The organism is Pseudomonas sp. MSSRFD41 (assembly GCF_014230245.1).
In the GTDB taxonomy this organism is placed as follows: Bacteria; Pseudomonadota; Gammaproteobacteria; order Pseudomonadales; family Pseudomonadaceae; genus Aquipseudomonas; species Aquipseudomonas piscis.
Genome location: NZ_JACKZK010000006.1, coordinates 100,117 through 125,806, shown reverse-complemented (window position 1 = coordinate 125,806; position 25,690 = coordinate 100,117). Strand labels below are relative to the sequence as shown.

At 63.2% G+C, this 25,690-nt stretch carries 14 protein-coding genes; 6 read left to right on the top strand and 8 right to left on the bottom strand.

What is annotated here, in order from left to right; genetic code table 11:
• Position 1 precedes the first annotated feature (1 nt).
• From H7A76_RS12295 to H7A76_RS12275, 5 genes are read right to left on the bottom strand one after another with little or no spacing between them, the layout of a single operon-like run.
• Positions 2 to 1,636 carry an NAD(P)/FAD-dependent oxidoreductase gene (locus tag H7A76_RS12295; RefSeq protein WP_185698725.1) on the bottom strand — a complete coding sequence of 545 codons (1,635 nt, stop codon included), beginning with the start codon at positions 1,634 to 1,636 and terminating at the stop codon, positions 2 to 4.
• A gap of 49 nt (positions 1,637 to 1,685) precedes the next feature.
• Positions 1,686 to 7,010, bottom strand: coding sequence for a type I polyketide synthase (locus H7A76_RS12290; RefSeq protein WP_185698724.1), 5,325 nt, complete (start codon positions 7,008 to 7,010; stop codon positions 1,686 to 1,688).
• A gap of 49 nt (positions 7,011 to 7,059) precedes the next feature.
• Complete coding sequence (locus H7A76_RS12285; protein WP_185698723.1) at positions 7,060 to 14,445, bottom strand: type I polyketide synthase; 7,386 nt, start codon at positions 14,443 to 14,445, stop codon at positions 7,060 to 7,062.
• A 36-nt stretch (positions 14,446 to 14,481) separates the two neighbouring features.
• Positions 14,482 to 15,831 (bottom strand): NAD(P)/FAD-dependent oxidoreductase, encoded by a 1,350-nt coding sequence (locus H7A76_RS12280; RefSeq protein ID WP_185698722.1) that lies wholly within the window; start codon positions 15,829 to 15,831, stop codon positions 14,482 to 14,484.
• A 13-nt stretch (positions 15,832 to 15,844) separates the two neighbouring features.
• The gene (locus tag H7A76_RS12275) at positions 15,845 to 16,111 is read right to left on the bottom strand and encodes a phosphopantetheine-binding protein (protein ID WP_185698721.1); all 267 of its coding nucleotides are present in this window, start codon (positions 16,109 to 16,111) and stop codon (positions 15,845 to 15,847) included.
• Positions 16,112 to 16,597: 486 nt separating this feature from the next.
• On the opposite strand from H7A76_RS12275, the gene H7A76_RS12270 reads away from it, so the two are divergent.
• On the top strand, positions 16,598 to 17,593 hold the full coding sequence (locus tag H7A76_RS12270; protein ID WP_185698720.1) for a LysR family transcriptional regulator: 996 nt from the start codon (positions 16,598 to 16,600) through the stop codon (positions 17,591 to 17,593).
• Between the two features lie 29 nt (positions 17,594 to 17,622).
• Positions 17,623 to 19,149: an NAD(P)/FAD-dependent oxidoreductase gene (locus H7A76_RS12265; RefSeq protein WP_260497957.1), complete on the top strand. Its 1,527-nt coding sequence runs from the start codon at positions 17,623 to 17,625 to the stop codon at positions 19,147 to 19,149.
• 219 nt (positions 19,150 to 19,368) lie between these two features.
• On the opposite strand, the gene H7A76_RS12260 is transcribed toward H7A76_RS12265, so the two are convergent.
• On the bottom strand, positions 19,369 to 20,589 hold the full coding sequence (locus H7A76_RS12260) for a contractile injection system protein, VgrG/Pvc8 family (RefSeq protein WP_185698719.1): 1,221 nt from the start codon (positions 20,587 to 20,589) through the stop codon (positions 19,369 to 19,371).
• Positions 20,590 to 20,804: 215 nt separating this feature from the next.
• On the bottom strand, positions 20,805 to 21,908 hold the full coding sequence (locus H7A76_RS12255) for a polyamine ABC transporter substrate-binding protein (RefSeq protein WP_185698718.1): 1,104 nt from the start codon (positions 21,906 to 21,908) through the stop codon (positions 20,805 to 20,807).
• Positions 21,909 to 22,046: 138 nt separating this feature from the next.
• On the opposite strand from H7A76_RS12255, the gene H7A76_RS12250 reads away from it, so the two are divergent.
• Positions 22,047 to 22,838, top strand: coding sequence for a helix-turn-helix transcriptional regulator (locus tag H7A76_RS12250; RefSeq protein WP_185698717.1), 792 nt, complete (start codon positions 22,047 to 22,049; stop codon positions 22,836 to 22,838).
• Between the two features lie 78 nt (positions 22,839 to 22,916).
• On the opposite strand, the gene H7A76_RS12245 is transcribed toward H7A76_RS12250, so the two are convergent.
• Positions 22,917 to 23,276 (bottom strand): hypothetical protein, encoded by a 360-nt coding sequence (locus H7A76_RS12245; RefSeq protein WP_185698716.1) that lies wholly within the window; start codon positions 23,274 to 23,276, stop codon positions 22,917 to 22,919.
• A 154-nt stretch (positions 23,277 to 23,430) separates the two neighbouring features.
• Here H7A76_RS12245 and H7A76_RS12240 point away from each other — a divergent pair, with 154 nt between their 5' ends.
• Genes H7A76_RS12240 through H7A76_RS12230 form a run of 3 tightly spaced genes read left to right on the top strand, consistent with a single transcriptional unit; the run spans position 23,431 to position 25,564 of the window.
• Positions 23,431 to 24,276 carry a suppressor of fused domain protein gene (locus tag H7A76_RS12240; RefSeq protein ID WP_185698715.1) on the top strand — a complete coding sequence of 282 codons (846 nt, stop codon included), beginning with the start codon at positions 23,431 to 23,433 and terminating at the stop codon, positions 24,274 to 24,276.
• A 20-nt stretch (positions 24,277 to 24,296) separates the two neighbouring features.
• Entirely contained in the window at positions 24,297 to 24,710 is a 414-nt protein-coding gene (locus H7A76_RS12235) for a hypothetical protein (RefSeq protein WP_185698714.1), read from the top strand.
• Positions 24,707 to 25,564: a tetratricopeptide repeat protein gene (locus H7A76_RS12230; protein ID WP_185698713.1), complete on the top strand. Its 858-nt coding sequence runs from the start codon at positions 24,707 to 24,709 to the stop codon at positions 25,562 to 25,564. The genes H7A76_RS12235 and H7A76_RS12230 overlap by 4 nt, the downstream gene beginning before the upstream one ends.
• The last annotated feature ends 126 nt before the right edge of the window (positions 25,565 to 25,690 follow it).

The following is a 25,690-nucleotide window of genomic DNA, read 5'->3' as shown; positions in this document are numbered from 1 at the left end:
TTCAACTCTCCTTGCGCATGGAAGGTTTTCTGAAGGATCGATAGAAGATCAGCCGGCCGACCTCCGAAGGCACCTGCATCAGGCCCCACCAGAGCGCCTTGAGCTTTCGCAGGGTGGTCAGTTGATAGACACGAGCGTGAGGATTAGCAAAATCAAAAATAGGCGGAACAAAACTGGCCTTGGCCAACTCCGCAAAAATGCGGCTTGCAGCGTGCGCCGCAGAAACCTGGGTGCCTTGGACGTCATCACAAAGGTCCAGCGTAGTGTTGAGAATATCCTTGTACCCCTGGTACAGCGGCATCCAGAAACCATCCTCGGCCAGTCGGTCGATCTCCTCGAAAGCCTGTGGGTCCAGGGACTTGGCGAAAGCATCGTTGACCTTGCGCGCGGTGATGGTGGCGGCGATCGACTGCAGCAGCCAGACCCGGGCGAAGGCGTTCCATAGCTCGGGGTCGCGAAACGCGACATAGGCGCCTGCAGCTATCCGATCGCTCAGCTTGATGATGCTGTCCTGGGTGACGATGAACTCGCGCAGCGCCCGGCTGCGGTAATCCCCGCTGCGTACCGCATCGATCAAGCGATGGGCCAGGCCCAGCACCAGTTCCGCGCCATTGGAAAGCTTGCGCGAGAACAGCAGGTCGTTGGTCGCCGCGCCTTCGTCGAACATCAGGCAGCGGCGTTCGAGCGCCGAAGGGCACACTTCGCGCAGCGGCTCGCGAACCGTCCATTCCCGTACTCGCCGGGCACCGCCCAGGTGCTTGGCCAACCCGGGATACTTGTCGACCAGCCCAGCCAGCACCTGGTCGCCGTCAGCGCCCTGGCAAGCATCCTCGCGTACCGACACCAGCACGCTGACCAGCGGGTTGCGCGAATGCGCGTGGTTGTCGAAGGGAATGATGCCGACCCAGCCTTCCTCGAGCACATGGTGCAGCGTGCCGTCATGCCACTGGCCGGGGAAATCGTCTTCGACGCAGGCATCGAACGGCACCACCCCGAGCATATGGGTGGAAAATCCCCGGGTCCGGGCCTGCAAGGTGCAGGCCTCCGAGGGCAAGCCGGCGTGGCGGGCGACCATCTGCCCGGCCGGGCTGCCGTCGACGATGAAGTCGGCGCTGACCCACCCTCCCTGCGCCACCGCGACCCTGGCTCCGCGGTCGTCGAGCACGACCCGCGGGGCATCCTCCACCTCCACCAGTTGCACGCCATAACGCACCGCCGCAGCCAGCAGGTAGGCATCGATATCGGGCCGGAACAGGTGGTTCTCACCATGTTCGGAAGGCACGTTGAATTGCAGCGCCTGGCCCATGTCCACCGCCCGGCCCGGCTGGTGGTAGATGAACCCGAGGTTCTTCTTGACCCCGGAAGACGGCATGACCTTCTGGTGGATATCGCGGGTACGGGCAATATCCTTTATCTCCGGCACCGAATAGCGGTCGGCGATCAACTCGAAAATCATCGACGTATAGGGAATCGTCGCCTCGCCCGTCAGGTCCGGCGGCAGGTGCCGGTTGCGCAGCAAGCCGACACGGACATCGTTCCTGGCCAGGCAGGCAGCGAGCATCGTCACGCTGATACTGTTGCCAGCCAAAAGAACGTCGTAATGGTTTGGCACCTGGCCAAACAGCGCATCATTCATAACCACCTCAATGGCAGATCATTCTTCAGGTATCGGTGCCACAGGCCCGTCAGGCCTCGGCCAGGCAGCCCTGTTCCCTTATGGAGCGGGCCAGGAAATCCGGCCACATCAGGCCCGGGCATTCGAGAAACTCACGAGCCTTGATCTCCAGCTTCAGATCGCGGCGACAACGGGCCACCATGTCCATGACCAGCAACGAATCCAGGCCGTAGTCCATCAGGCTGCCGCCGTCTTCGAGCTTGGCCCGCACCTGCTCGGTCTTGACCCCGAGCAGTTGGGCGTACTGCTCCCAGACATAGTCATCGAGCAAGGCCAGCACCCCAGCCTCGTCGCTGGCCGAGAGCCGCTCCAGAATGTCGCCACCGGTGCTTTCGGTGACCCTGGCGACCGGCGCCTGGCTGCGGATGTACTCCAGCAGGGGCTGCGGGCCGCGAGACTCCAGCAACGGCTTGAAGCGATTCCAGTCGACCCCCGACACCACCAGCTGGGTCATGCCGCTGGCCAGGATCCGCGACAGCAGGCCGATGTTCTGCGCCGGCACGATCTGCTTCAGGCCGACACTGGTGAGGAAGTTCAGGACCTGCTCGTCGAACAGGTGGCTGCCTCCGGCCCACAGCCCCCAGTCGATCACCAGCGCCTGCAGGCCCTGGCTGCGGCGATGCCACGCCAGGCCATCGAGGAACTGGTTGGCGGCGGCATAACTGGCCACGTGTTGCGAGCCCCAGACGCTGGCGATCGTCGAGCACATGACGAAGAAGTCCAGGTCCTGGCCCAGGGAGAGTTCATGCAGCAACCAGGTGCCCTGGACCTTCGGCCGCATGACCTGGTCGAAGCTCTCGCTGTCGATATCCCCGAGGTCCTGGGGAATGGAGATACCCGCCGCATGGAAGATGCCCTTGAGCTTCAGGCCTGGCGCTGCGCACCCGGCGAATACCCCGAGCATGTCCTGGCGCGAGGTGATATCGGCCTGCACGTAGCGAACCTGCGAAGCCTGCGCACCGAATCGCGCCAACTCGGCGCCCACCTGCTCCAGCGGACGCCGGCCGGTGATCACCACCTCGGCGGCCCCCTTGTCCAGCAGCCACTGGGCCATGGCCAGGCCGATCCCGCCCATGCCGCCGGTGATCAGGTAGCTACCCTGGGCGCAAGGCACATAACCGCGGCTGGGCAAGCGAGCCTCACTGAAGTGATTCAGGCGCTGGACATAACGCTTGCCGGGGCGCAGGCAGATCTTGTCTTCCCCATCGGGATCGATGACTTGTGCAGCCAACGCCCGGGCCCAGTCATGATCGTCGGGAGCCAGGTCGATCAGGCCGCCCCAGTGCTCGGGATGCTCCAGGGCGATGGTCTTGCCAAGCCCCCACAAGGGTACCGTCGCCACCTGCATGGCCTGGCCGGGCTCCAGGCCGACCGCGTTCGCCCCCTGGGTGACCAGCCACAGCCGGCCGCCGCGCTCGCCCAGGGCGATCAGCGCCTGGACCAGTTCCAGCACCGGGTGGAACAGCTGCGCCGACAGGTTCGACAGCTCCTGCAGGCTGGTGCCATGGGCATCGACGACGCCCTTGCCGTCGAGCACGACGATCTCGGCGGCCAGCGCCTGGCTGTCCAGCGAAGGTGACTGGCCCGGGGCCTGGGCCAGGGCGACTCGACTGGCTTCGAGCAGTGCCTGGGGCGACATGACCAACGCTCGGTGCCCGGCCGACTGCAACTGCTCGACCAGTGGCTGGGCCAGCTCCGGTGAACTCGCGACCAGGGTGAACAACCGATCCGGACGGGGCGCCTCGGCCTGTTTGCGCGGACGCTCCAGCCAGTCGAGGCTGTAGAGCACATCTGGCTGGCAAAGCGTGTCGCGCAGTGCCTGCTCGTCGCCAGCGACGTCCAGGCTCACGCCTTCCAGCCGCCCCACGGGCTGGCCGGTGCTGCCATACAAGATGCAATCGAACTGTTGCGGATCCGCCGGGCTGGCGACCAGGGCCAGGCTTTGTACCTGGTGCATGCTGGCCCGCGTGCACGTCCAGCGCCGGATACCTGCCACCGTTGCGCCCGCGTTATCCGGTATCGCCTGGCCGAGGTACTCCAGGATCTGGGCCAAGCGGTTGCCTTGGCATTCGGCTTCCGCCGGCAGCTGCATGTGGTAGACGAACCCCGGTTCCTGCGTCGGCTCCTGGGCAGCGTCCGGCAACGACCCGGCGCCGTCGGGGTGCGCATCCAAGGTCAGCGACAAGACCGCTTGCCAATCGGCAGTGGCGGCTTTGGCCGCGTCGCTCAAGGCAAAGCAGCGCACTTCCCAGGCCGAGCCTGCAAGCGGCTTGAGTTCGGTGAACAGGTTCAGTTGGTCATCCGGATGCATGACCAGGGCCCGGGGCATGCTTGCCAGGCTGACGACACAGGACTCCAATTGCAGCTGGTCGATGATCTCGGCCGTGAGAAGCGCCAGCAACCGAGTGGGCCGCAGCACCACCAGGTCCTCGCGGCACTGCGCGCCCAGCGCCTGCAGCCGGGCACTGTCCAGGGTCGCCTCGAACGCCGGGGTCGGTGCCTTGACCGGGTGCCCCAGCAAGCCCGAAGAACCGGGCTGGGCCGACGAGCCGCCGGCCGATGCGCCCTGGGCCACGTCGAACCAGTAGCGCTGGCGCTGGAACGCATAGCTGGGCAGGGGTTGGCGCAACGCGCCGTCGTGTTCGTGCAGTCGCGCCCAGTCCAGATCGTAGCCGGCGACATAGAGCTGCGCCGCAGCGATACGCAGGTCCCGCGAGGGCTCGCCGGTGCGACGCATGCTGGCAATGGCCAGCATCTCCTGCGCCCCTTCGTCACGACCGACCAGCGGCGTCAGCACCGCATCGCCAGCCACTTCGAGGAAAGTCCCGATCGACAGCGCTTCACGCAAGGTAGTGATGCCAGCGCTGAACCGGACGGCCTGGCGGGTATGCATGCACCAGTAGTCAGGCGAACTCAGGCTCGACAACGTATGCACCTGCCCCGTGACGCCGGCAATGACGGGCATGCGTGGCTCGCTGAAGCGCAGCTGCTTCACCGTCTCGCGGAATGCTTCGAGCATCGGCTCGGTGGCGGCGCTGTGGAAGGCATGGGACACGGCCAGCTCGCGCACCTTGCAACCACCGGTGCGCAGGCGCTCGGCCAGGGCCCGGACCTCGGCCTGCGGCCCCGCTACCACCACGTCCTGCGGGCTGTTGACCGCGGCCAGCTCGACGCTGGTTCCCGGCGACTCCCGGAGCACTGCGGCCAACTGCTCTTCGCCCATGCCCAGGGCGCACATCGCCCCACCCGCGGTCATCAGTTGCTGCGCCAGGCGACCACGCGCCTCGACCATGCGCAAGGCATCGGCGAGGGAAATCGCCCCAGCCACGCAAATGGCGCTGATTTCACCAAAGCTGTGCCCGAACACCGCATCCGGGGCGATTCCCCAGTGCATCCACAGGCGAGCCAGGGCGTACTCGACGGCGAATATGGCTGGCTGTGCGTACCGGGTCTGCTCCAGGTAGCCTTCGCTGGCGGCCGAATCGTCCAGCACCAGGGTGAGCAGATCCACCTCCATCATCGGGCCGAGCAAGGCCCGGCACTCGTCGATCCGTGCCTTGAAGAACGGTTCGTGCTCGTACAGGTCCCGGGCCATGCCGCGGTACTGGCAACCCTGGCCGGGAAACAGCATGACCAGCCCCTCGCCGGCCCCTTGGCAGCGTCCGTCGAAGACGTTGCCGATGATCTTGCGCGATGCATAAGCCGCCAGCTGCTCGCGCAGCCCTTCGCGGCTATCGGCAACGGCGGCGAAGCGATGGCCGAAATGCGCGCGGCCCAGGTTCGCCGTGTAGCACAGGTCGCGCAATTCGAGTTCGTCATGCTCGGCGATGAAACGCTCGTAGCGCCCGGCAACCTGGCGTCGCGGAGTTTCGCCCTTGGCCGAGATAGTCAACAGCTGCCAGGGGCTGCCACGTCCCGCGGCGCGCGTCCTGGGCGGCGGGTCCCCCACCACCACATGGGCATTGGTCCCGGTGACACCGAACGAACTGACCCCGGCGTGCCGCGCCTTGCCCTGGCGCGGCCAGGCCGTGGCCTCGGTGACCACCTTCAGGGCCAGGCGATCCCACTCCACCCGAGGGTTGGGATTATGGAAGTGCACTTGCGGCACCAGGGTTTCCTGCTGCATGCACAAGAGGATCTTCGCCAGCCCGGTGACCCCGGCGACTGGCTCCAGGTGCCCCATGTTGGCCTTGATCGAACCGACCAGCAGCGGTGCCGCGCTATCACGCTGCTGACCCAGCGCGGCATGCAGTGCCCGCAGTTCGATCGGATCGCCCAGGGCCGTGCCGGTGCCGTGGGCCTCGACATAGTCCACCTCCGGGCCTTGGAGCCCGGCCTGGCCCAACGCCAGGCGGATGACTTCCTCCTGGGCATGGATATTGGGCACCGTGATCCCACTGCTGGCCCCGTCGTTGTTGACCGCGCTGCCCTCGATCACCGCCATGATCGGATCCTGGTCGCGCACCGCATCGCCCAGGCGCTTGAGGGCGAGGATCACGCAGCCTTCAGCACGCCCATAGCCATCGGCCGCGGCATCGAAGGTCTTGCAGCGCCCATCGGGCGCTACCGCGCGCAGCTTGCTGACCAGGATGAAACCGTAGGGCGACAGGATCAGGTTGACCCCACCGGCCAGCGCCACGTCGCTCTCGCGATTGCGCAGGCTGTTGCAGGCCTGGTGCAGGGCCACCAGGGACGAAGAACACGAAGTGTCGAGCACTACCGCCGGCCCCCTCGAGCCCAGGGTGTAGGCGATGCGCCCGGCGACGAAACTGGTCTCGCCATAGAACTGGTAGGCATTGACGTCCTCGGCCACGCCCAGTTGCTGGCGCAGGCGCACGTAGTCATTGGTGCTGACGCCCATGAACACTCCCAGCTTCTTGTCGTGCAGGCTGTCAGGGGCGATAGCGGCATGTTCCAGGGCCTCCCAGGCCACCTCCAGGGCCAGCCGCTGTTGCGGGTCCATCCCTTGCGCCTCCTTTGGCGAGATGCCGAAGAAAGTCGGGTCGAACTGGTCCACCGCGTCGATGAACCCACCGCGCATGACATAGGCCTTGCCGGGCGCCTGCGGATCGGGATCGTAGTAGTCGGTACCGTAGAGTCGGTCGCTGGGCATGTCGCCCACCGCATCGGTGGCGTTCTTCAACAGGTTCCACAAGCGCCTGGGGTTATCGGCGTTGCCCGGCAGCCGGCAACCCAGGCCGACGATGGCGATGGGCTCGCCGGATGCCTGGGACTTGCCGGCGACCTTGTCCTTGAGCGCACGGATGGTGGTGATCGCCTGAGCAAGGCTCTCTTGCAGCTGGTCCTTGCTTACATCGCGGATATCGTTATCCATAAAAGGCCTCGATCGATGATTCTCTGGCAGTTGGCGCGCAACTGCCGGGCTAGTAGTTGGCCAGTTCCCGCAACTCATCCTCGAGTGCGCCAATCAGCTCGGCCCGGGACAGTTGATTCAGGTCCTGCTGTTGCGCTGCCTGCGCGCCGGGCTCGGCAGCGACAACCGGTGCGGGCTCCAGGAGCTGGTCCACCAGGTAATTCGTCACCTGCTCGATGCAGGTGTACTCGAAGCCGAAGGTGGACGGCAGGTCGATGCCCAGTGCTCGGTTGAGCCTGGCGCGCAGATCCAGCGACATCACCGAGGACATGCCCATGTCGAAGAACCCCTTGCGTACGTCCAGGTCCCGGCCATCGGTGATGCCCAGCACCTGCCCGACCATTTCGCAGACCAGCGCCTGCATCGCTCGGCGCTGGCGCGCGGGAGGCATGCCGGCGAACGCGTCCAGGCGCGGGCCTTGCTCGATGTCCTGCATGCCTACGTGCTCCAGCAGCGGCCAAGGCAGGATGCTCTGGTACAGGCGCTTGAGTTGCGGCCACTGGACGTCGAGCAGGCCGCGTGGGCCATGACCGCCCTCGAGCAGGCGCAGGATGCCCTGCTCGATTCGAACCTGGCTCAGCGGTTGCAGCCCACTGGCTTGCAGCGCCGCCCTGGCGTTGGCATCGTGCTCCAGCTCGCGCTCGCTTTGCGTCACCTGCAGCAGTTGGCAAGCAAGACCTTGGCGGCGGCGCTGATCGTGGATCCAGGTGGCATAGGCATCGGCGATGGCACAGGCGGCAAAACCCGCACCGCCGAGCAGGGAGGTGACGCTGCCGATGATCAGGAAGAACGCCCGAGGGTCGTCCAGCGCCTGGTGGATCTGTTGCAGGACTTCAAGCTGGCGGGCGAGCGCCCGCGCCTGGGAACCGAACTCCGGTTGGGCCAGGGCCACGGTGCGCCAGTCGGTGCCGAGATGAACGAATCCGGCGATAGGCCCCTGTGCCCGCAGTGAGCCAAGAAGCTGCGCCAGGGCCAAGTCTCCCTCCTGCGCAAGCATGACTGTCGACAGCGGCAGCGGCGTCGGTTGCGGCCTGCGCACTTGGTCCGGGGCCTGGCTGAGCAGCAACGCGCGCTGGGCGCCGCGCCGGGCGAGCGCCAGCAACACCGGTTCCAGGTCGCTGCCGGGGCAAGCGTGGATCAGTACCGTTCCGGCCAGCGGTGGCAGGTCCAGCGGCCATACACCAGCGGCTGGCTCCTCCACCAGGTACTGGGCCCGGACCCGAACACCCTCGATCGCCAGGTGGTCATGGCTGGGTTGTCCCCGCAGCAGCTGGCAAAGGCTGGCGTAGCTTCTGCTGTCGCGTCCATCGAGGCTGACCAGGCCACCCCACCAGGCCGGATGTTCCATGGCGAAGATATGCGCCGCACCTTGCCATGCGGCGTGGATCACGGCCGCCACCGGTTCACTGGCCTGGCTGCCGGCCACGGCAAACCAGATCGGCTTGGCGGGCTTGGCGCTGCTCGCCGTCGCGGCGGCCAGGGCCTGCATGAAGTCGGTGCCGGCCAGCAGCGCCGGCGACAGGCCACCTTGCCCCACCCCGGTACCGGTGGTGCCGAGCACTACCAGCCCACGACAGCCAGCGTCCGCGCCGACCCGGCGCAACACCTGGGCAAGCCGCTGCGGTAACGGCTGTGTGTCGTCCTGCAAGGCGATGACCTCGACCGGGCAATGCCCTGCCTGGCAGGCCGCTTCCAGCGGGCGTGCATCCTCGGCCTGACACGCCAGTACCAGCCAATGTCCCGGAGCCGGTTCGCTGGCCTCGGGCAACGGATAGTCGCGCCATTCCCGGCGGATCATCGGTACTTCGGGGGCCGCCTCGGCGATCTCGGCCAGGTACCGCGAACCAGGTTCGGCCAATAGTGGAGCCTCGAACAGAGCGACCCGGCAGCCCTGCAAATCGAAAGCTTGCAGGCAGCCCGCCTGGCCATCCGCCCCAGGAGCCAGCACGACCCTCAGGCTTGATGGCAGGTCGGCAAGCACCTGGACCCGGGCAAACCCGAGCAGGGCCGCGGCATGGGCACCCTCGAAGAGCTTGATCGCGTTTTCCAGCAAGTCCGCCTGGCGTTGCTCCGGCGCCAGGGACGCCGCGAAGTGGCTCAAGGCTTGTCGCGGCCCTGCCGCCGAGCTTGCCGACAATCCGGGCAAGCCCTCTTCGGATAGCTCCAAAGGCTGTTCGCCAGGCACTTGCAACTCGCCCGGCAGGTGCATCTCGCAATCCTGTAGCGTTCCGCTCATGCACACGTGGCGGATTTCGTCATGGACGCCCTGCACGGCCAGCTCGAACGTGGCACCGCACGCCTGGAGATGCAGGGTCAGATGCGAGATCAGAGGTTGCCCGGTGGCCAGGCCCACGCGGGCAATGCGCAGGTCGCGAATCTGCTGCGGGCCCCGTGGTGTTTCGCGGATGGCCTGCAACAGCGCATCGAGCAGCCAGTACGGCTTGAGCCCCTGGCCCCGGCCAGCGAGGGGCTCGTAGTAGTCACCCTGCGGATCGAGCACCGCGGACCAGTACCAGATGTCGCCCGTCGGACGTGCCAGGGAATGCAGGCAGGGATGGGCCGGTAGTGCTCGCGACGACGGGCCGGACAACGCCGGGGCGACGGTCTCGATCCAGTAGTCGTTGAGCTGCCAGGGGTAGCCCGGGAGCTCGAGTGCCCGATGCCCCTCTGGCAAGCGCTCGGGACAGGACGACCGGTCCCCGCGCATGAAGGCGTCGGCCAGGAGCGCCCAGGGCTCATCGCATGAGACCTTGTCGCCAATCGCTGAAGAGCCCTCGAGCCAGGCCTGCAACGCCTCGCGCAATTCCTGGCAGTTGCGCCCATGGACCACCAGGCGTTCCTTGAACCAGGTACGGCGCACCAGGGCGTTGGAGCAGATCTCCTGGGCGGCATGCCCGGTCTCGGCCAGGAAGGCCAGGTAACGACCGGCCAGGGCCGACAAGGCCGCCGGCGTGGCCGCGGATAGGCACAAGGCCACAGGTTCGGCGCCGTCCGACAGGGGCGCGACCGGTAGCGGCCGGTGGCCCTTGAGCAGGACATGCACGTTGGTGCCGGTAAAGCCGAAGGCACTGACCCCGGCAATGCGCGCTTCGGCCGGTTCCGGCCAGGCCACGGCCTGGCGCGGCAGCTTGAGGTTCATCTGTTCCCACGCCACTCGGGTATTGGCGGTATGCAGATGGGGCTGCGGCGGCACCAGGCCCCGCTGCGCCACCAGGCAGGCCTTGATCAGCGAGGCGATGCCGGCGGCTGCCTCCAGGTGGCCGATATTGGCCTTGACCGAGGCGACGGTCAGCGCCGGCGTGCCCTCGGCGCACCCCTGGCGATAGGCGTTATGCAAGGCATTGAGTTCGATGGGGTCGCCGAGCACGGTGCCGGTACCATGGGCCTCCACGTAGCCGACTTGCTCGGCCCGCACCCCCGAACGGGCCAGTGCGTCCCTGACCAGCGCCTCCTGCGCCGGTCCGTTGGGAACCGTCAGGCCGGCACAGGCACCGTCATGGTTGATCGCCGAGCCGAGGATGGTGGCGACGATGGGGTCCCGATCCTGTTCGGCGTTGGCCTGGCGCTTGAGAATGACCACGCCGCAACCTTCTCCCCGGCCATAACCATCGGCACGGTCATCGAAAGTCTTGCTGATACCGTCCGCCGCCAATGCACCGGCCTGGCCCATGGACTGGAAGATCGACGCCGAGGCAATGACGTTCACCCCGCCAACGATGGCCACATCGCACTCTGCGCTGCGCAGGCTGTTACAGGCCAGGTGGATGGCGGCAAGCGATGACGAACAGGCGGTATCGACGGTCAGGCTCGGCCCGCGCACGCCGAGAAAATGCGAGAGGCGCCCGCACATGGCGGAAAACGAACTGCCGGTGCCGTAGTTGGCATCCACGCCTTCGGGGCAGTTCAGGACCCTGGCTTCGTAGTCATGGGAGTTGGCTCCGACAAACACTCCGACCCGCTGGTCGAGCAGTTTTTCCTGGCTCAGGCCGGCCCGCTCCAAGGCTTCCCAGGCCACCATCAGCAGCAGGCGCTGCTGCGGATCCATGCTACGGGCCTCCTTGGGGGAAATCCGGAAGAAATCTTCGTCGAACCCCTCAGGGCACTCGATCAGGCTGGCAAAGCGCGGGAAGCCATCGCTGGCCGCCGCACCGATCAACCGTTGCTGGGGTACTGGCACCACGGTCGGGGTCTGTTCGAGCAGCAGTTGCCAAAGCGCCTCGGGGCTGTCGGCCTGGGGAAACCGACAGGCCATGGCCACCACGGCGATCTGCGCCGGGCAATCGCTCGCGGCTGAGTTTCCAGGCTCGCCCTCAGTGCCCGCCGGCGTGGCTTGCGCTTGGCTGGACAACAACCCTTGCAGATAGTGGCTCAACCGGTTGAGCGTGGGATGGTCGAAACCCACGGTCGCCGAGAGCTTGAGGCCAAGGCGCTGCTCCAGCTTGCGCTTGAATTCGACCAGGGAAATGGAGTCCAGGCCCAGCTCGAAGAAACCGCGATCAGGGTCCGGGTCGACACATGCCGCACCGATGATTTCGCTCAGCAAGGCCTTGATCTGGCCGGGCACGTCGATGGCCAGGGCGGTCCTCGCCGGCTCCCGTACCGCAACCGGCATCGCCACCTGCAACGCAGGTTCCGGCTGCCCGGGCTGGCTCAGCGGCACATCGCGGGCCTGGGCACGGATATTGCCCTGGGCGTCATAGACCACCACTTGCGCCCGCAGGTCCGCCAATGGCTCGACCAGGGGCGCCACCGGCGCGGGGGTGAACCAGAAACGCTCGTGCTGCCAGGGATAAGCCGGCAGGTCGATGGCCTGTTCCTTGGGCTGATAGGCTTGCCAGTCGAGCTTCACGCCCTGCTCGTACAGTCGAGCGAGGATTGTGGCCAACTCGGTGGCGGCGTCGCCCTGCTTGTGCAGGGCCCCGCAGACCAGCCCCTCGACACCGCGGTCGGCCAAGGCCTGGTTGATCGAGGCCGCCAACACCATGTGCGGGCCGAGCTCGACGAACAACCGGTGCCCCTGGTCGACCAGGTGCTCGATGGCCCGGTCGAAGCGCACGGTGCCACGGGCATTGTCGAGCCAATACTGAGCGTCGGCCAGCGCCATGACGTCAGGCATGGCGCTGGTGGACACCCAGGGGATCGATGCCGGTACAGCCTCCAGGCCGTCCAACCCCGAACGGATGGCTTCCAGGCAGGCATCCATCTGATAGGAGTGGAAGGCATATTCGGCCGGCATCAGGTAAGTGAAGACGCCTTCCTCGCGCAACTGCCGATCCAGCTCCAGTACCGCTTCGGGGCTGCCGGACACCACGCAGCTGGTGCGGCTATTGACCACCGACAGCTCCAACTGCCGGTCCTCCGCCAAGCGCGCCTGGAGCGGTTGCGCCGCCAGCCCCACCACCAGCATGCGGCCCCGGCCCAAGGTGCCTTTCATGGCCTGGGCGCGGAAGTGGATCACCCGTACCGCCGATTCCAGGTCCAGGGCTCCGGCGCAATAGGCGGCAGCCACCTCGCCCATGGAATGCCCGACCACAGCGGCGGGCCTCACGCCCCATTGGCCCAGACACTCGGCCAGCGCCACCTGGATAGCGAAGATGCACGGCTGGGCGAACTCGGTGAGGTGCAACCGGGACGCGCTTTGCGCACTGCGTAATTCGGCCTCGATGGACCAGTGCGCCCATTGCGCCATGGCCTGGTCGCAGCGCTGGATCATCGACAGGAACACCGGTTCACGCTCCAACAGGTCCCGGCCCATGCCGACCCATTGGGCGCCCTGTCCGGTGAAGACGAAGACCGCCGCTGGTTCGCTTTCCTCGTCCGTGGCGCATGCCGCGCAGGGGACCGTCAGCTGTGCAAGCTGGTTCTTCAACTGAGCACCATCGACACCGACCACCGCACGACGGAAGGCAAAATGTTCCCGGCGATGCAGCGCGCTGGCGACGAAAGCTTGCAGCTGCCGGTCATCCTGCTCTGGCAACTGGCCGGCATAGGCCCTGGCCTGGTCCGGCACGCCTTGGGCGGACTTGGCCGACACCGGGAGAATCCAGGGCCGAGGCCGCGCCGCGGGCACCTGTTGCGAGCGAGCCTGGCGATAGGCGCTGGCGTCTTCCAGGATCATGTGGACATTGGTGCCGCTGAGTCCGAAACCGCTGACTCCGGCCAGCAGCGAGCGCTTGGGCAAGGCTTCGAGCGTCGTGGGGATGCAGAGCATGGAACGCTTCCAGTCCACCAGCTCGTTCAAGCGCGTGAGATGCAGTTGCGGGGGAACCTCGGCATGCTCCAGGACCTTCATGGTCTTGAGCACGCTGGCCATGCCGGCCGCCGCGTCCAGGTGGCCCATGTTGGCCTTGACCGACCCGACCATCAGCGAGCGCTCACGGCCCTGGAAGACCCGGGCCAGGGAAGACAACTCGATGGGATCGCCCAGGGGCGTGCCGGTGCCATGGGCCTCGATGTAGTCGATGTCGTCCACCGACAACCCGGCGACCTGCAACGCCTCGGCGATCACCGCGGCCTGGGCGTTGGCATTGGGTACGGTCTGGCCAGCGCTGGCGCCATCCTGGTTGATGGCCGAGCCCCTGATCACCGCCTGGATCGGATCGCCATCGCGCATGGCATCCGCCAGGCGCTTGAGCACCACGACTCCACAACCTTCGCCTCGGACGATGCCGTCGGCGGCGGCATCGAACACCCGGCACCGCCCGCTGGGGGAAATCGCCCGGATCTGGCTCATGTAGATCGTCAGGTCCGGGGCCAGCATCAGGTTCACCCCGCCCGCCAGAGCCAGGTCCGCTTCACCGGCTTGCAAGGCACGACAGGCCAAGTGCATGGCGACCAAGGACGAAGAGCAGGCCGTGGTCACGGTCATGGCCGGGCCATGCACCCCCAGGTGATAGGCGATACGCCCGGCGGCGAAGCTGAACTCCTTGCCGGCGGCATAGTAGGGATCGATCTGCCCGACCCCGGCCTCGCGTGAATGCAGTGCCAGGTAGTCCATGCCCAGCATCCCCACATATACCGCGGTGCGGCTGCCCTTGAGCTGTTCGCGAGTCATGCCGGCACGCGCTACGCCTTCGCAGGCGACTTCCAGCAACAGGCGCTGCTGGGGGTCCATTTCCCTGGCCTCGGAGGCCGAGATGCCAAAGTAATGGGCGTCGAAGCGATCGACATGTTGCAAGAACGCCCCGACCTTGCAGTAGGTCGTACCGGTTTGCGCGGCGGACTCGTCGTAGATTGCCTCCGAGTCCCAGCGCTGAGTGGGTACCGGTCCGATGAAATCGGTCCCAGTACGAAGGAGTTGCCAGAATGCTTCGGGAGTCGTTGCGCCTTTGGCGAAGCGGCAACCACTACCGATGATGGCAATGGGTTCAAAATCCATGGGCGCACGGGCATCCATTCAGTCATCTCCTTCGACTGGGGTATGTGTCGTTTCCTAGAAAGCAGGCTTGGCGGTGGGGACCTGCATGTCGCCCAGGTACTTGTGCCAGAGGTGGTCCGGATCGCTTTCGACAGCGGCGATGATCTCGCGCATCTTGTCCAGCACTTCCAGGCGTTTGCCGCTGTAGACGTCACCCTGGAGCAACTGGAGGATATCCAGGCGATAGCGTGGGTCCTGGACGAACGCGGTGAACAGGATGTTCAAGCGGTAGTAGAGAGTGATGAACTCGTACCAGTTCTTGATGCCATTCCTGATCATGCCTTCGTAGCGGGTGAAGCTGGATTTCTGGAAGTCGTTGTTCCTCACCGCCTCGATGATGTCGCCGCTGGCGATACGCGCACTGTTCAAGGCCACGCTGACACCACTGGAGAAGATCGGATCGACGAACCGCGCGGCATCGCCGATCAGGACGAAGCTGTCGCCACACACTTCCTTCATGCCGTAGCTGTAGTCCGCCTCTTTTTTGAATGGGCGCAACTGCTCCGACGCCTTGAGAGCGTCATGGAGGTTTTCCCGGGTCTTGACCGCTTCCCAGAAGAATTCCTCGTACGAAAGATTGGAGTTGGTGTAGTTCTGCTTTTGCGTGACCACACCGACGCTGGTGATGGTCTCGGTGATCGGAATCTGCCAGACCCAGGTATTGGTCAGTGGCAGGAAGTGAATGAAGATGTAGTCGACCTTCTCCGGATTCTGGGTCGCCGACCTGCGGTCGAAATTATCGAACCAGGAATGGATGGCGAACTGGTTGAATACCGGGTCTTTTTCCCGCAGGCCCAGGCGCCGGCCCAGCAATACGTTACGGCCACTGGCGTCGACTACCATCTTCGCCTTGATCTCGACACTGCGCTTGCCCAGCTTCGCGTTGACGATGACATTGCCTGGACTGATGAACTCGACGTCGGCGACTTCCACTCCCTGGAACACCTTGGCCCCCAGCGAACCGGCATGCTCCAGCAGGATGCGGTCGAACTTGCCGCGATCGACGTGGTAGGTGAAATCGCGGTCGACGCCTTCCTGCTTGCGTTCGTTGAAGAGGATTTCCGCTGAACGGAAATCATGGTCCAACCCCTGGAAGCCCATCTTGTCTTCAGGGCCCGAGTCGGCCGAAGTCCAAGCCGCTCCGAACTTCTTCGGAAAGTTGGCCTTCTCGATCTTCTCCATCACGCCGATGTCCAGCAATACCGGAGTGGTGGCAGGAACCAGCGACTCGCCGACATGCTCGCGCTCGAACAGGTCCTTCTCGAACACCGCGCACTTGACCCCTTCCTTGGCCAAGTAGGAGGCCATCGTCGAACCGGCTGGCCCGCCCCCGATAATTACTACGTCATAATCATGATCGTTCATTGCACACTCCCTGTTATGCGCACTCGGCCTTTAATTGTTCGACTGTTCTGGATATTGCATTCAGATCTTTGAAGTACTTGCCGGTAATGTGCGTACTTGGAATCGAAACACCCATTTCATCCCTGATGTAGACCATCAGCTTGACGATATTCATTGAGTTGAGAATGCCCCACTCAAGTAGTGGAGTCTGGTCATCCAGTTCGTCATCTTTCGCACTTGGTCCGATCAAGTCCTCCATGATGTAACGACGAATTCGTTCCTTTATTTCCGCTCCGTCCATAGACGTACACTCCTGAAGTCGACACTCGTGGGTTGGAAAAACCCGTACAAGATCAACAATAAGAATGCACTTGTGAATAGTCTGTTTTGCAAAGCGCCTTTGCACATTCGCAAAGGTGATAAGCCTTGTGAAGGCAACTGGGATGACAACTAACGCTATCTCACCGAAATGACAGAAAAATCCCGCCAGGCATTGGCCCGAAGGGCCGCCCAAGCATAGATCGGCCATCTATTGCAATTAGCCACTAGGCTCATTTCTCCGGGATAGCGCAATCTCACCCTATACTTTAAGGGCAGCAACGATTCGTTCTGGAACATCAGTACCGCTTTGAAACCTTATGTATTGATTTTCATCAAGCGCAATAAAAACGACAATCCGCGCGACTTGACAAAAAAAAAGGCTGGCCTTACTAAGGAGGAGGACATGATTTATCTGTAAACCGTCCTTACAAAAATAAGACACTACAGGTTCTAAAAGGATTTAGAAATGAAGGCGCTAGGCGTTGTCAATGACATAGACCTTTATATATCCGTGACCAAAACGGGTAGCTTCTCCGAGACTGGCAGGTTACTTGGAATCCCCCCTTCCTCGGTCATGCGTAGAATAAACAGTCTGGAAAAAGAGCTGGAGACCTGCCTGTTCAACCGTTCAACGAAGAGCTTGATACTGACTGATATAGGGCTGATCTTCCTTGAACATGCAAAAAACATCTCCAGGAGCATCGTACATGCCAGGGCCGAAGTAAAAGAGCATACGGCTTCGACGATGGGCGTACTCAAGGTTTCCGCTCCAGTCGCCTTCGGTAGACGCCATGTCGCCCCCTTGCTGAGTCGGATCCTGAATCATCATCCGGGTTTGAAGATCGACTTCTCCCTCGACGACAAAGTGGCCGATCCGAGGACCGACAATGTCGACGTGTGCATCAAGCTCGGCATCTTGCCGGACAGCGACCTGATCCCTTCGAGGCTCGCGGACATGCGCCGCGTGCTGTGCGCAAGCCCCGAATACATCAGGCAGCACGGTTGCCCGCAAACCCTGGACGACTTGTACAAACATGCCTGCCTGATCCACAGCAGTTGCAGCAATCTGTCCCTCAGCTGGCAGTTCAAGGTCGGCGGAGTGCTCAGGAAGCTCACCCCCGATAGCCGGCTATCGGTCAATAGCGCGGAGTTGCTGGTCGATGGTGCCCTCCAGGGCATCGGCATCATTCATGCGCCAACCTGGCTGGTGCATGAACAGATTGCCAGTGGCCAACTGGTTTCCTTTCTCGATGAATACAGCGTGAGCGCTCCCCAGCATGGCGCGATCTATGCCCTGAGAGCCCGCGGCAGCGTGGTCCCGGCCAAGACGAGCCTGTTCATCAACGAACTGAAACGTTCGATCGGCAGCCCGCCGTACTGGGACCTGCCTTTTACCAAGACGGCGCCCCTGGCCATGCCGCCCCTGCCCTTCGACAGCGCGATACAGGCCGCGTTGTCCTGAACCTCCACCCTGCAGAACAAGAGCCGAGCATGATGAACAAGTACGACGTGATTATCATCGGAAGCGGGATCAGCGGCGCCCTGACGGCGGCTGTCCTGGCGAAATCCGGCTTGAAGGTGCTGGTGCTGGATGCAGCCCAGCACCCCAGGTTTTCCATCGGCGAAGCCATGACGCCGGAAAGCGGCTTGCTGCTGCGCTTGCTCTCACAGCGCTTCGGCATACCGGAAATCGAGTACCTTTCGAGCCCGGACAAGATCATCCAGCACGTTGGGTCGAGCGCCTGTGGGCTCAAGCTGGGGTTCAGCTTCGCCTGGCACCAGGAGGGTACGCCTTCTTCCCCCGAGCACCTCGTCGCGCCCTCGCTGGATGCCCCGGAAGCACACCTGTTCCGCCAGGACGTCGATGCCTTCGCGCTGCTGATCGCCCTGAAGTACGGTGCCGAGCTGAGGCAGAACATCCGGATCGAGGGCATCGAACTCGGTGCCAGCGCGGTACAGGTCAAGTTGCCTGCCGACCAGGTCGTGCAAGCGTCATTCATCATCGATGCCGCTGCCCAGGGCGCCCCGCTCGCCCGCCAACTGGGCGTACGCACCACCGAGGGCCTGGAGACCGATACCTGCTCGTTCTTCACCCACATGCTCAACGTGAAGAGCTACGAAGACGCCCTGGCCCCTTTGTCGCGCAGCCGCTCGCCCATCCAGCTGTTCCAGAGCACCCTGCACCACATCTTCGAAGAAGGCTGGCTGTGGGTCATTCCCTTCAACAATCACCCCCAGGGCACCAACCTGCTATGCAGCGTCGGGTTCCAGTTCAACCACGCCAAGTATCGTCCCACGGAGTCTCCCGAGGTCGAATTTCGCAAGCTGCTGAAAAAGTATCCGGCCATCGCCGAGCACTTCAAGGACGCGGTCAACGCCCGGGAGTGGATCTATGCGCCGCGTATCAACTATCGCAGCACGCAGTGCGTCGGCGATCGCTTCTGCCTGCTCCCGCAAGCCGCGGGCTTCATCGATCCGCTGTTCTCCAGGGGGCTGATCACCACCTTCGAGTCGATCCTGCGATTGACTCCCAAGGTGCTCCAGGCCGCTCGCGACGACGATTGGCAAAGAGCGCATTTCATCGAGGTGGAACAGCATTGCCTGAACGCGGTGAGCACCAACGATCAACTGGTGTCCTGTTCATACGAAGCATTCAAGGACTTCCATCTGTGGAACGTCTGGCATCGGGTCTGGCTCAGTGGCTCCAACCTGTGCTGCGTGTTCCTCAAGGGCCTGCTGGACGAGCTGGAACAGCACGGCGACGGCCCACGGTTCGACCTGGCGCTCCAGGCTGCACGCTTCCCGGGCTGCGTCTCGCTGGATTCGCCCACCTACGAGCATCTGTTCGCGCAATCGTGCCAGGTCGTGCGCCAGGCCAAGGACCAGGGTTGGCCAGCCGCCGATACAGCCCGGGCCCTGCATGACCTGCTCAAGGAGCACGAGCCCCAATTGCTGCCCTTTGGCTACTCGAAGATTTCCAATCGGTTCATCGTCAAGGCCCCGGTGACGCCAGGTTGATCAATCACCGCCTGGCCAGGACGCCACTGCCATCGAGCGGCAGGAGCCCTGCCGTACTGCGGCCTGCCAGCAACCCCCTGGGTCAGCGACAGATACCCCCGCTGCATGCTCGCCCTGGCAAGGCGGGCGAGCTTGACCGAAGAGCGGGTGGTGACGGCCGGCAACACCCCGAGCGCAGATCTGACGCAGCCGGTCACAAGGTCGACCCGGGCCCCCGGTTCATTGTCGCCTGGGCCTTGCCCAGGCACCGGCGAACGGCGCAAGCTCCTCTGGGCAACACCGGCAACCGCTGATCAGCGGATGATCGGGGTCGCTGTCGGGAAAGGTGACCGTGACCTCAACCCCTGCTCGCAGCGGCGTCCGTTCACAGCCCCAGCTGGCCACCCCCGACAACCAGCAACGGCTCTTGTCGTCGAATCGGCCTTCGCGATCCCAGGGAAACATGACCTCGATCCTTTCCGGGGGCCGCCCCGACAACCTCTCCTGCTCATCCAGGGCGATCACAACAGCTCGCTGATCCGGCACCTGGGGTTTGCGGTGGATCAGGACAGGACGGTAGGTCGTGTTGCAGGCAAGGACCGTGAAACGGCTGCGGTATCCCTCCAGCAAGCCGTCCTCGTCTACGACGCTGCCAGCATCGTCTCTTGGCACCTGTGGCTGCTTGCCTTCATGGGTGACCTCGGTCAGTAGCCATAGATCGTTGCACTCCAGGCCCGGATAACCAGAAAGGCCCACGACATGCCCACTGGCCAGGCCCGGTTGTTCGCCTTGCCCTTCATGGCGATCGATCCAGTAGCGGCGCTCCGCGGCGGGCAACAGGGTCGGCCCGACCGACCCGCCGGCCTCCCGGCCACGCACGTGCCCAAAGGACGCAGGCGAGCCAATACGGGGAAACACCGCCTGGTCATCCCCAAACACCAGTACATGGCCCTGGGCACTGTGCTGGAAGTGGAAGTGAATGCCCTCCTCCTCGCACAAGCGCTGGATAAAGTGCAAATCCGTTTCGTCGTACTGGGTGCAGTAATCGCGCGCGCGATAGCTCGCCTTCAACTCAAGCCGATAGGCATCGCCCAGGATCCCGTGCTCTTCCAGGATCAAGGCGATAATCTTCGGCACTGGGAACCGCTGATAGATCCTGCGGTTGACGCCGTGGCGCAAGTAGGACAAATGCGGTACGAGCACCAGGTTGTAGCGATCCGCATTTTGCTGAATGTGGTAGATCCGCCCATGAACACCGTTGCCCCGGGTGTCGAAGGCCAGGAAAGCCTCGGCATCGACAAGGCGCTGGAGATCCATTCCAGGCCGCCCGCCCACAAGCTCCACCGTAAAGAAATAAGGCTTGCTGATCGCCTCCTCCCCAGAGAAGGCAAGCACGTGAAAATCGTGCTCGAAGCCGTCGATCGTCAAACTGAAATGGGTCTGATTGGCTGGGACGAACATCCGCTGTTCTCTTCCTGCATGAAGCGTTGATTGACACTGTCACCGACAGCAATGTCAGAAACCGGGCACATCGGCCCAGGACCGCTGCGAAGAGCCTGCGTGTCCAGACATCAGAATGAGGGGCGAGGAAACTTCACGCTTGGGGCTCGCAACGGTTCATTGCGGAACACGGGGGGACACGTCCGCCCCCACCCGTTCAGCACCACCAGGTCCGGTTAAATACTGCTCTTGACCTTGGTCCAGACTCGCGTGCGAATTCGTTCCAGCTTCAACGGCAACGGTTCGAGGGGAACCAGGGTGGCTACTGTCTTTTTGTCTGGATAGATCCACGGATTGTCTCGCAACTTCTGCTCGACGAACTCGGCGGCATCTTTATTGGCATTCGGATACAACGTGTGGTTTGAAGTCTTGGCGATAACTTCCGGCCGCATCATGTAGTTAATGAACGCCATTGCTTCCCGGGGGTGCGGAGCGTCTTTCAGCACTACCAGATTTTCCGACCAGACCAGTGCACCTTCGCGAGGCAGGCTGTAGGTGATCCTGCGCCCGGTGTTGCTCTTTTCATTGAGCGCCTGCGCTGCAAGTGCACCATTGGCCCAACCCACTACTGCACAGATATTGCCGTCCGCCAGATCGGTATCGATTTTGGATGAATCGAAATAGACGATGTAAGGGCGGATCTTCAACAGTAACTCTTGAGCTTTTTGATAATCGTCCGGATTGCGACTGTTGCTGGGTAATCCCAGGTAATGCAGGGCAATCGAAATGATTTCGCTGGAAGAATCAAGCATTGCCACGCCACAGGATTGGAGTTTGCTGATGTTCTCTTCCTTGAAGATCAAGTCCCAGCTATCGACTGGAGCATCATCGCCCAATGCCGCTTTGACTTTATCCACATCGTAACCAATGCCGGTAGTACCCCATAAATAGGGTACGGCATAACGATTACCAGGATCATTGACGGCGAGTTGGGCGAGGATATCAGGGTCGATATGCGACAAGTTGTCCAGTTGACTGCGATCCAGCGGTTGCAGTACCCCCGCCTGGATCAGGCCTGGCAGCACATTGGAGGTTGCCACGACCACGTCATATCCCGTACGCCCGGCCATGACCTTGCTCTGCATGATCTCGGCACTGTCAAATGCATCCATGTGAATCCTGACGCCTGCTTCGCGCTCGAACTCCTTGGGAGTCTGGGGTGCAATGAGCCCGAACCAGTTGTACAGGTACACTCCGGGCTCTGCAGCCGCCGCCGATGTGTTTATTCCTGCACAGAGAAACACGGCCGAAAAAATGATTCGCAAATGTGATTTTCTCATGCAACATCCTTGTCAAGACGACGTGCCTTCATGGCTATCGTGAACCCCGGCAGTGAATATACCGGTCGTTAACGAATAGTAAATACCTACGAATACTTACCCTTTACCTACGACTTGTTAACCCTAAAGGGGTAGAAAATGTCACTCGACCTTCAGAATCTGGCCTGGCATCGATCGATCGGAAAACTGATCACGCAGTTGAACCGCCCGGACTTCTGGAGTTCGCTGGTGCGCACATTGAATGAGCATGTGCCAATCGACAACTGGGTGGTATTGATCTTTAGCGACAAACACGTTCAGGTGGTCAGCCTCCCTGAAGTAGCGGATATAGAAGAAGTCGACGCCTTCACTCAACGCTATATCAAAGGACTGTACCTGCTGGACCCATTCTACATAGCCAATCGAGAGAACCCGCAAAGCGGTTTCTTTCATCTTCTGGATATTGCGCCGGAGTACTTTTTTGAAACCGAGTACTACAACGAATACTTCGCGCAGTATATTTCCGTGGATGAAGTGCAATACAACGTCCAACTCGATGCAGAGAGGACATTGTGTATTTCAATTGGCAGCCGTAGCCATTTCAATCAGAACCAGATCACCGTGCTCGACATCATCAAGCCGTGGGTCATGGCACTCATGCAGCAGCGCATGCACTTCGAGGTCGACGTAGATAAAAGCGTCCATGCACTCCACCCATGGTCAGCAACGATTACCCAGCTGGGCACACAGATAACCACGCGTGAAAGCGACGTGCTGCGGTTGTTGCTGAGCGGGTTCTCCAGCAAAGAGATCGCGGGGAAACTCTCCCTCTCGGCAGAGACGATAAAGGTTCACCGCCGCAATATTTACGCAAAACTGAAGATCAAGTCGCAGTCCGAACTGTTCGCGCGCCTGTGCATGCCCAAACAGGATATTTCGGCTCCGGGTTGAACCTGGCGCTCACGCCTCGAACGACCTGCAGCTCGCCATGGCGGCCCTGTTCGATCGGGGGCGTGCAGGTGACTGGCGCTAGGCGACGCCGGGCGGCCATGGTTTGGCGTCGTTCCTGTCCGGTGGACCGAACAACTCCACCTCCCATTCCTCGAACGCGGGCCGGGCCTGATAGTGCGGATCACAGTACTGGCGGATGTGCTGGGCGGCCCGGTACTCGGCATATTTGGCATTGACCGGTACGCCCTGCTCGTCCAGCTCCAGGACATTGGCGAAGATCGCATAGGCGACTTCCAGCATGCTCGGCTCCTCTACCATGCAGGCACGGTAGTCGATGCCCTCCAGCAACGGATGGCCCAGGGTGCCATTGGCCACCCAGAAACTGAACGTGCGCAAGGCTCCGGAAAATTCCGGGCTGAGCTTCTTCGGATAACGCATCAGATACACCTGTGCTTGATCGGGGGCGCATTCTCGTTTGCCAGGCGCCAGGAGCACAAGCCTATGCCGAACGGTTCACACGCCCTCCCCAACCCGGCACAATGCGCCCCGGCCAGCGCCCTCGAACCACTCCCATGCCAGCAAGGACCGCCCGTTGAATCTCCTGCACAAACTGCTCAGCGCCTTCAAGCCACCTGTCGCCACTCGCCAAGAAGCCCAACCCCAGAGCGAACCCGAAGGCTCCAGCCTGGCCCCGACGCCTCATGAGCCCAGCGCCGAGGAGCAGGCACTGATCGCCCTGCTCGACGCTGGCACCGCCTGCCTGGACCGCCATTGGCAAGGCATCGGAACCTGCGAACAGGATGTGCTGGGCTTCGCCATCAGTCCAAGCTTCATGGGGGGCCCCCACTGGCCCTCCACTCGCCAGGCCTATCGCGTCGTGCGTCGGCCCCACAGCATCATCCTGGCCACCGAGGGCCTGTCCGATCCGTTCGATGGCGTCGAGGGCGAAGTCCTGGGCAACGGCTTCGAAATGGAGCTGTTCATCGATACCCCGGACATCCCCGCCCACGCCCAGGGGCCACTGGGCCACGTGCATCCCTTCGCGGCCAGCTGGTGCTTCGAACTGCTGCGCTGCGTGGCGGCGACGGTGGCCGATGCCGGTGGCTATCGCTCGCGCCTGGAACGTCATGGCGTGCTGTCCCTGGAGTTGCCCGGGGTCAGCGAGTCCCGCGCCATGAGCGAACAATTGCCGGCGCATTTCGTCAGCGCCGATGACTGCGCCGGCGTGCTGATCGGCGGTCCCACGGCCAGCTTCCCCACCACCGTGGCCGACATGCCGCTGTCGCCGGTGTTCCTGGTACCGGTGGTGCTGATCACCGCCTCGGAACTGGACTACGTGCGCAATGGCGGCGCCCAGGCCCGGGCGGATCTGGTGGCGCGCCTGGATGCCTCGGGCCTGGGGCACGTGAGCCATCTGCAACGCGCCAGCGTGATCTGAACCGACCAGGAGCCTAGCCAGTGCCGGAGCATTATCCGTACTTCACCTTCCATCTGTTCGCCGCCCGCTTCGCCAGCCACGCCGAGGCCGAGCTGTTCGCCTTCGAACAATGGGAAGCCGAACCTGGCCCCGAGGCCAGTGCTGCCCAGTACCAGGCCTGGGAAGACCACAACCCGACCTGGCGCCTGGCGCAAGAGCTGGAGCGGCACCTGGATTCGGATTTCATCGAACTGCTGCCCCGGGAAGAGCACCCCCACTACATGGAGTCGCTGATCCACAGCGACGTCGAGCGCCAGCGGCTGCACTCGCAGGTCGCCAGCGACCATAGCCACTTCATCCTGGTCGCCAGCGCCGCGCTGGATGACCAGCCACCTCCCCGGCAGGGCACCAAGACCCTGGACTACCTGGGCGTATTCAATCGAAGCCTGCCATGAACAAGATCCTTGCCTTACTGCTGCTCGGCAGCCTGCTCGGCGGCTGCCAGAGCGACACCAGCGCGCAGACCGACGCCATGGTCGGCCTGCGCTGCTGGCACTACCGCGACCAGGAGTCCCTCTCGCGGGAGATGCTCGACTATATCCGCCGCCAGGGCGAAGCCGGCAACCCGATGTGCCAGACCCTGCTCGCCACCCTGTACGAACGCGGTCATGGAGTCGTGCAGGATACGGCCCGGGCCAGAGCCTTGTATCTCTCGCAAACCCAAGCCAATCCCGGAGCCTACTACCATCTCGGGCGCCTGGACGAACAAGAGGCCGACTACCTCCGGGCCAGGGATCACTACCAGCGTGCCGCGGCGGCCGGGAGCAGGGAAAGTGCCCTGGCCCTGGCCAGGTTGATGGAGGAAGGCAAAGGTGGCCCACAAGACCTTCCGGGGGCGCAGCAGTTGTACTTCAGCGTTCTCAAGCAGAGCGGCGATGATGCCTGGAAAGGCATCGACCGGCTGCGTGGCCATGGCCTGGAGCTCAATGCCGAGCAGCAAGCGCGGTACAACCAGGTCTGGACCGCCTCAGCCAGGAGCCGGCTCAGCCGCAAGCTCCGACTGCTCCAGCATCGAACGCTCGGCAAGCTCAAGCTCGGACCTGATGTGAAGCCAGCCGTGGTCGAGGTGCGGTTCGTGCCCGGCTCCGCTGAACCGCGGCTCAAGCTGCTGGAAAGCTCTGGCGATACGCCCCTGGACCAAACCATCCTCCAGGCCCTGGGCAGCTATCGTTTTGTCGGCGAGCCGATCCCCCAGGCCGGCCAGGATGACTGGCGGGTCAAGGCCCATATCGACCCACACGCCAGATGACCCGGCCTTTTGGCCCAACGTGCGCACCTGCGATCGAGCGGAGATTCCGCTGACGGACACTTGGTGCTAAAAAGGCCCCCAAGCCCCAATGCCGATCAGTCAAGGCAAGGGTAGGAGCGAGGCTAG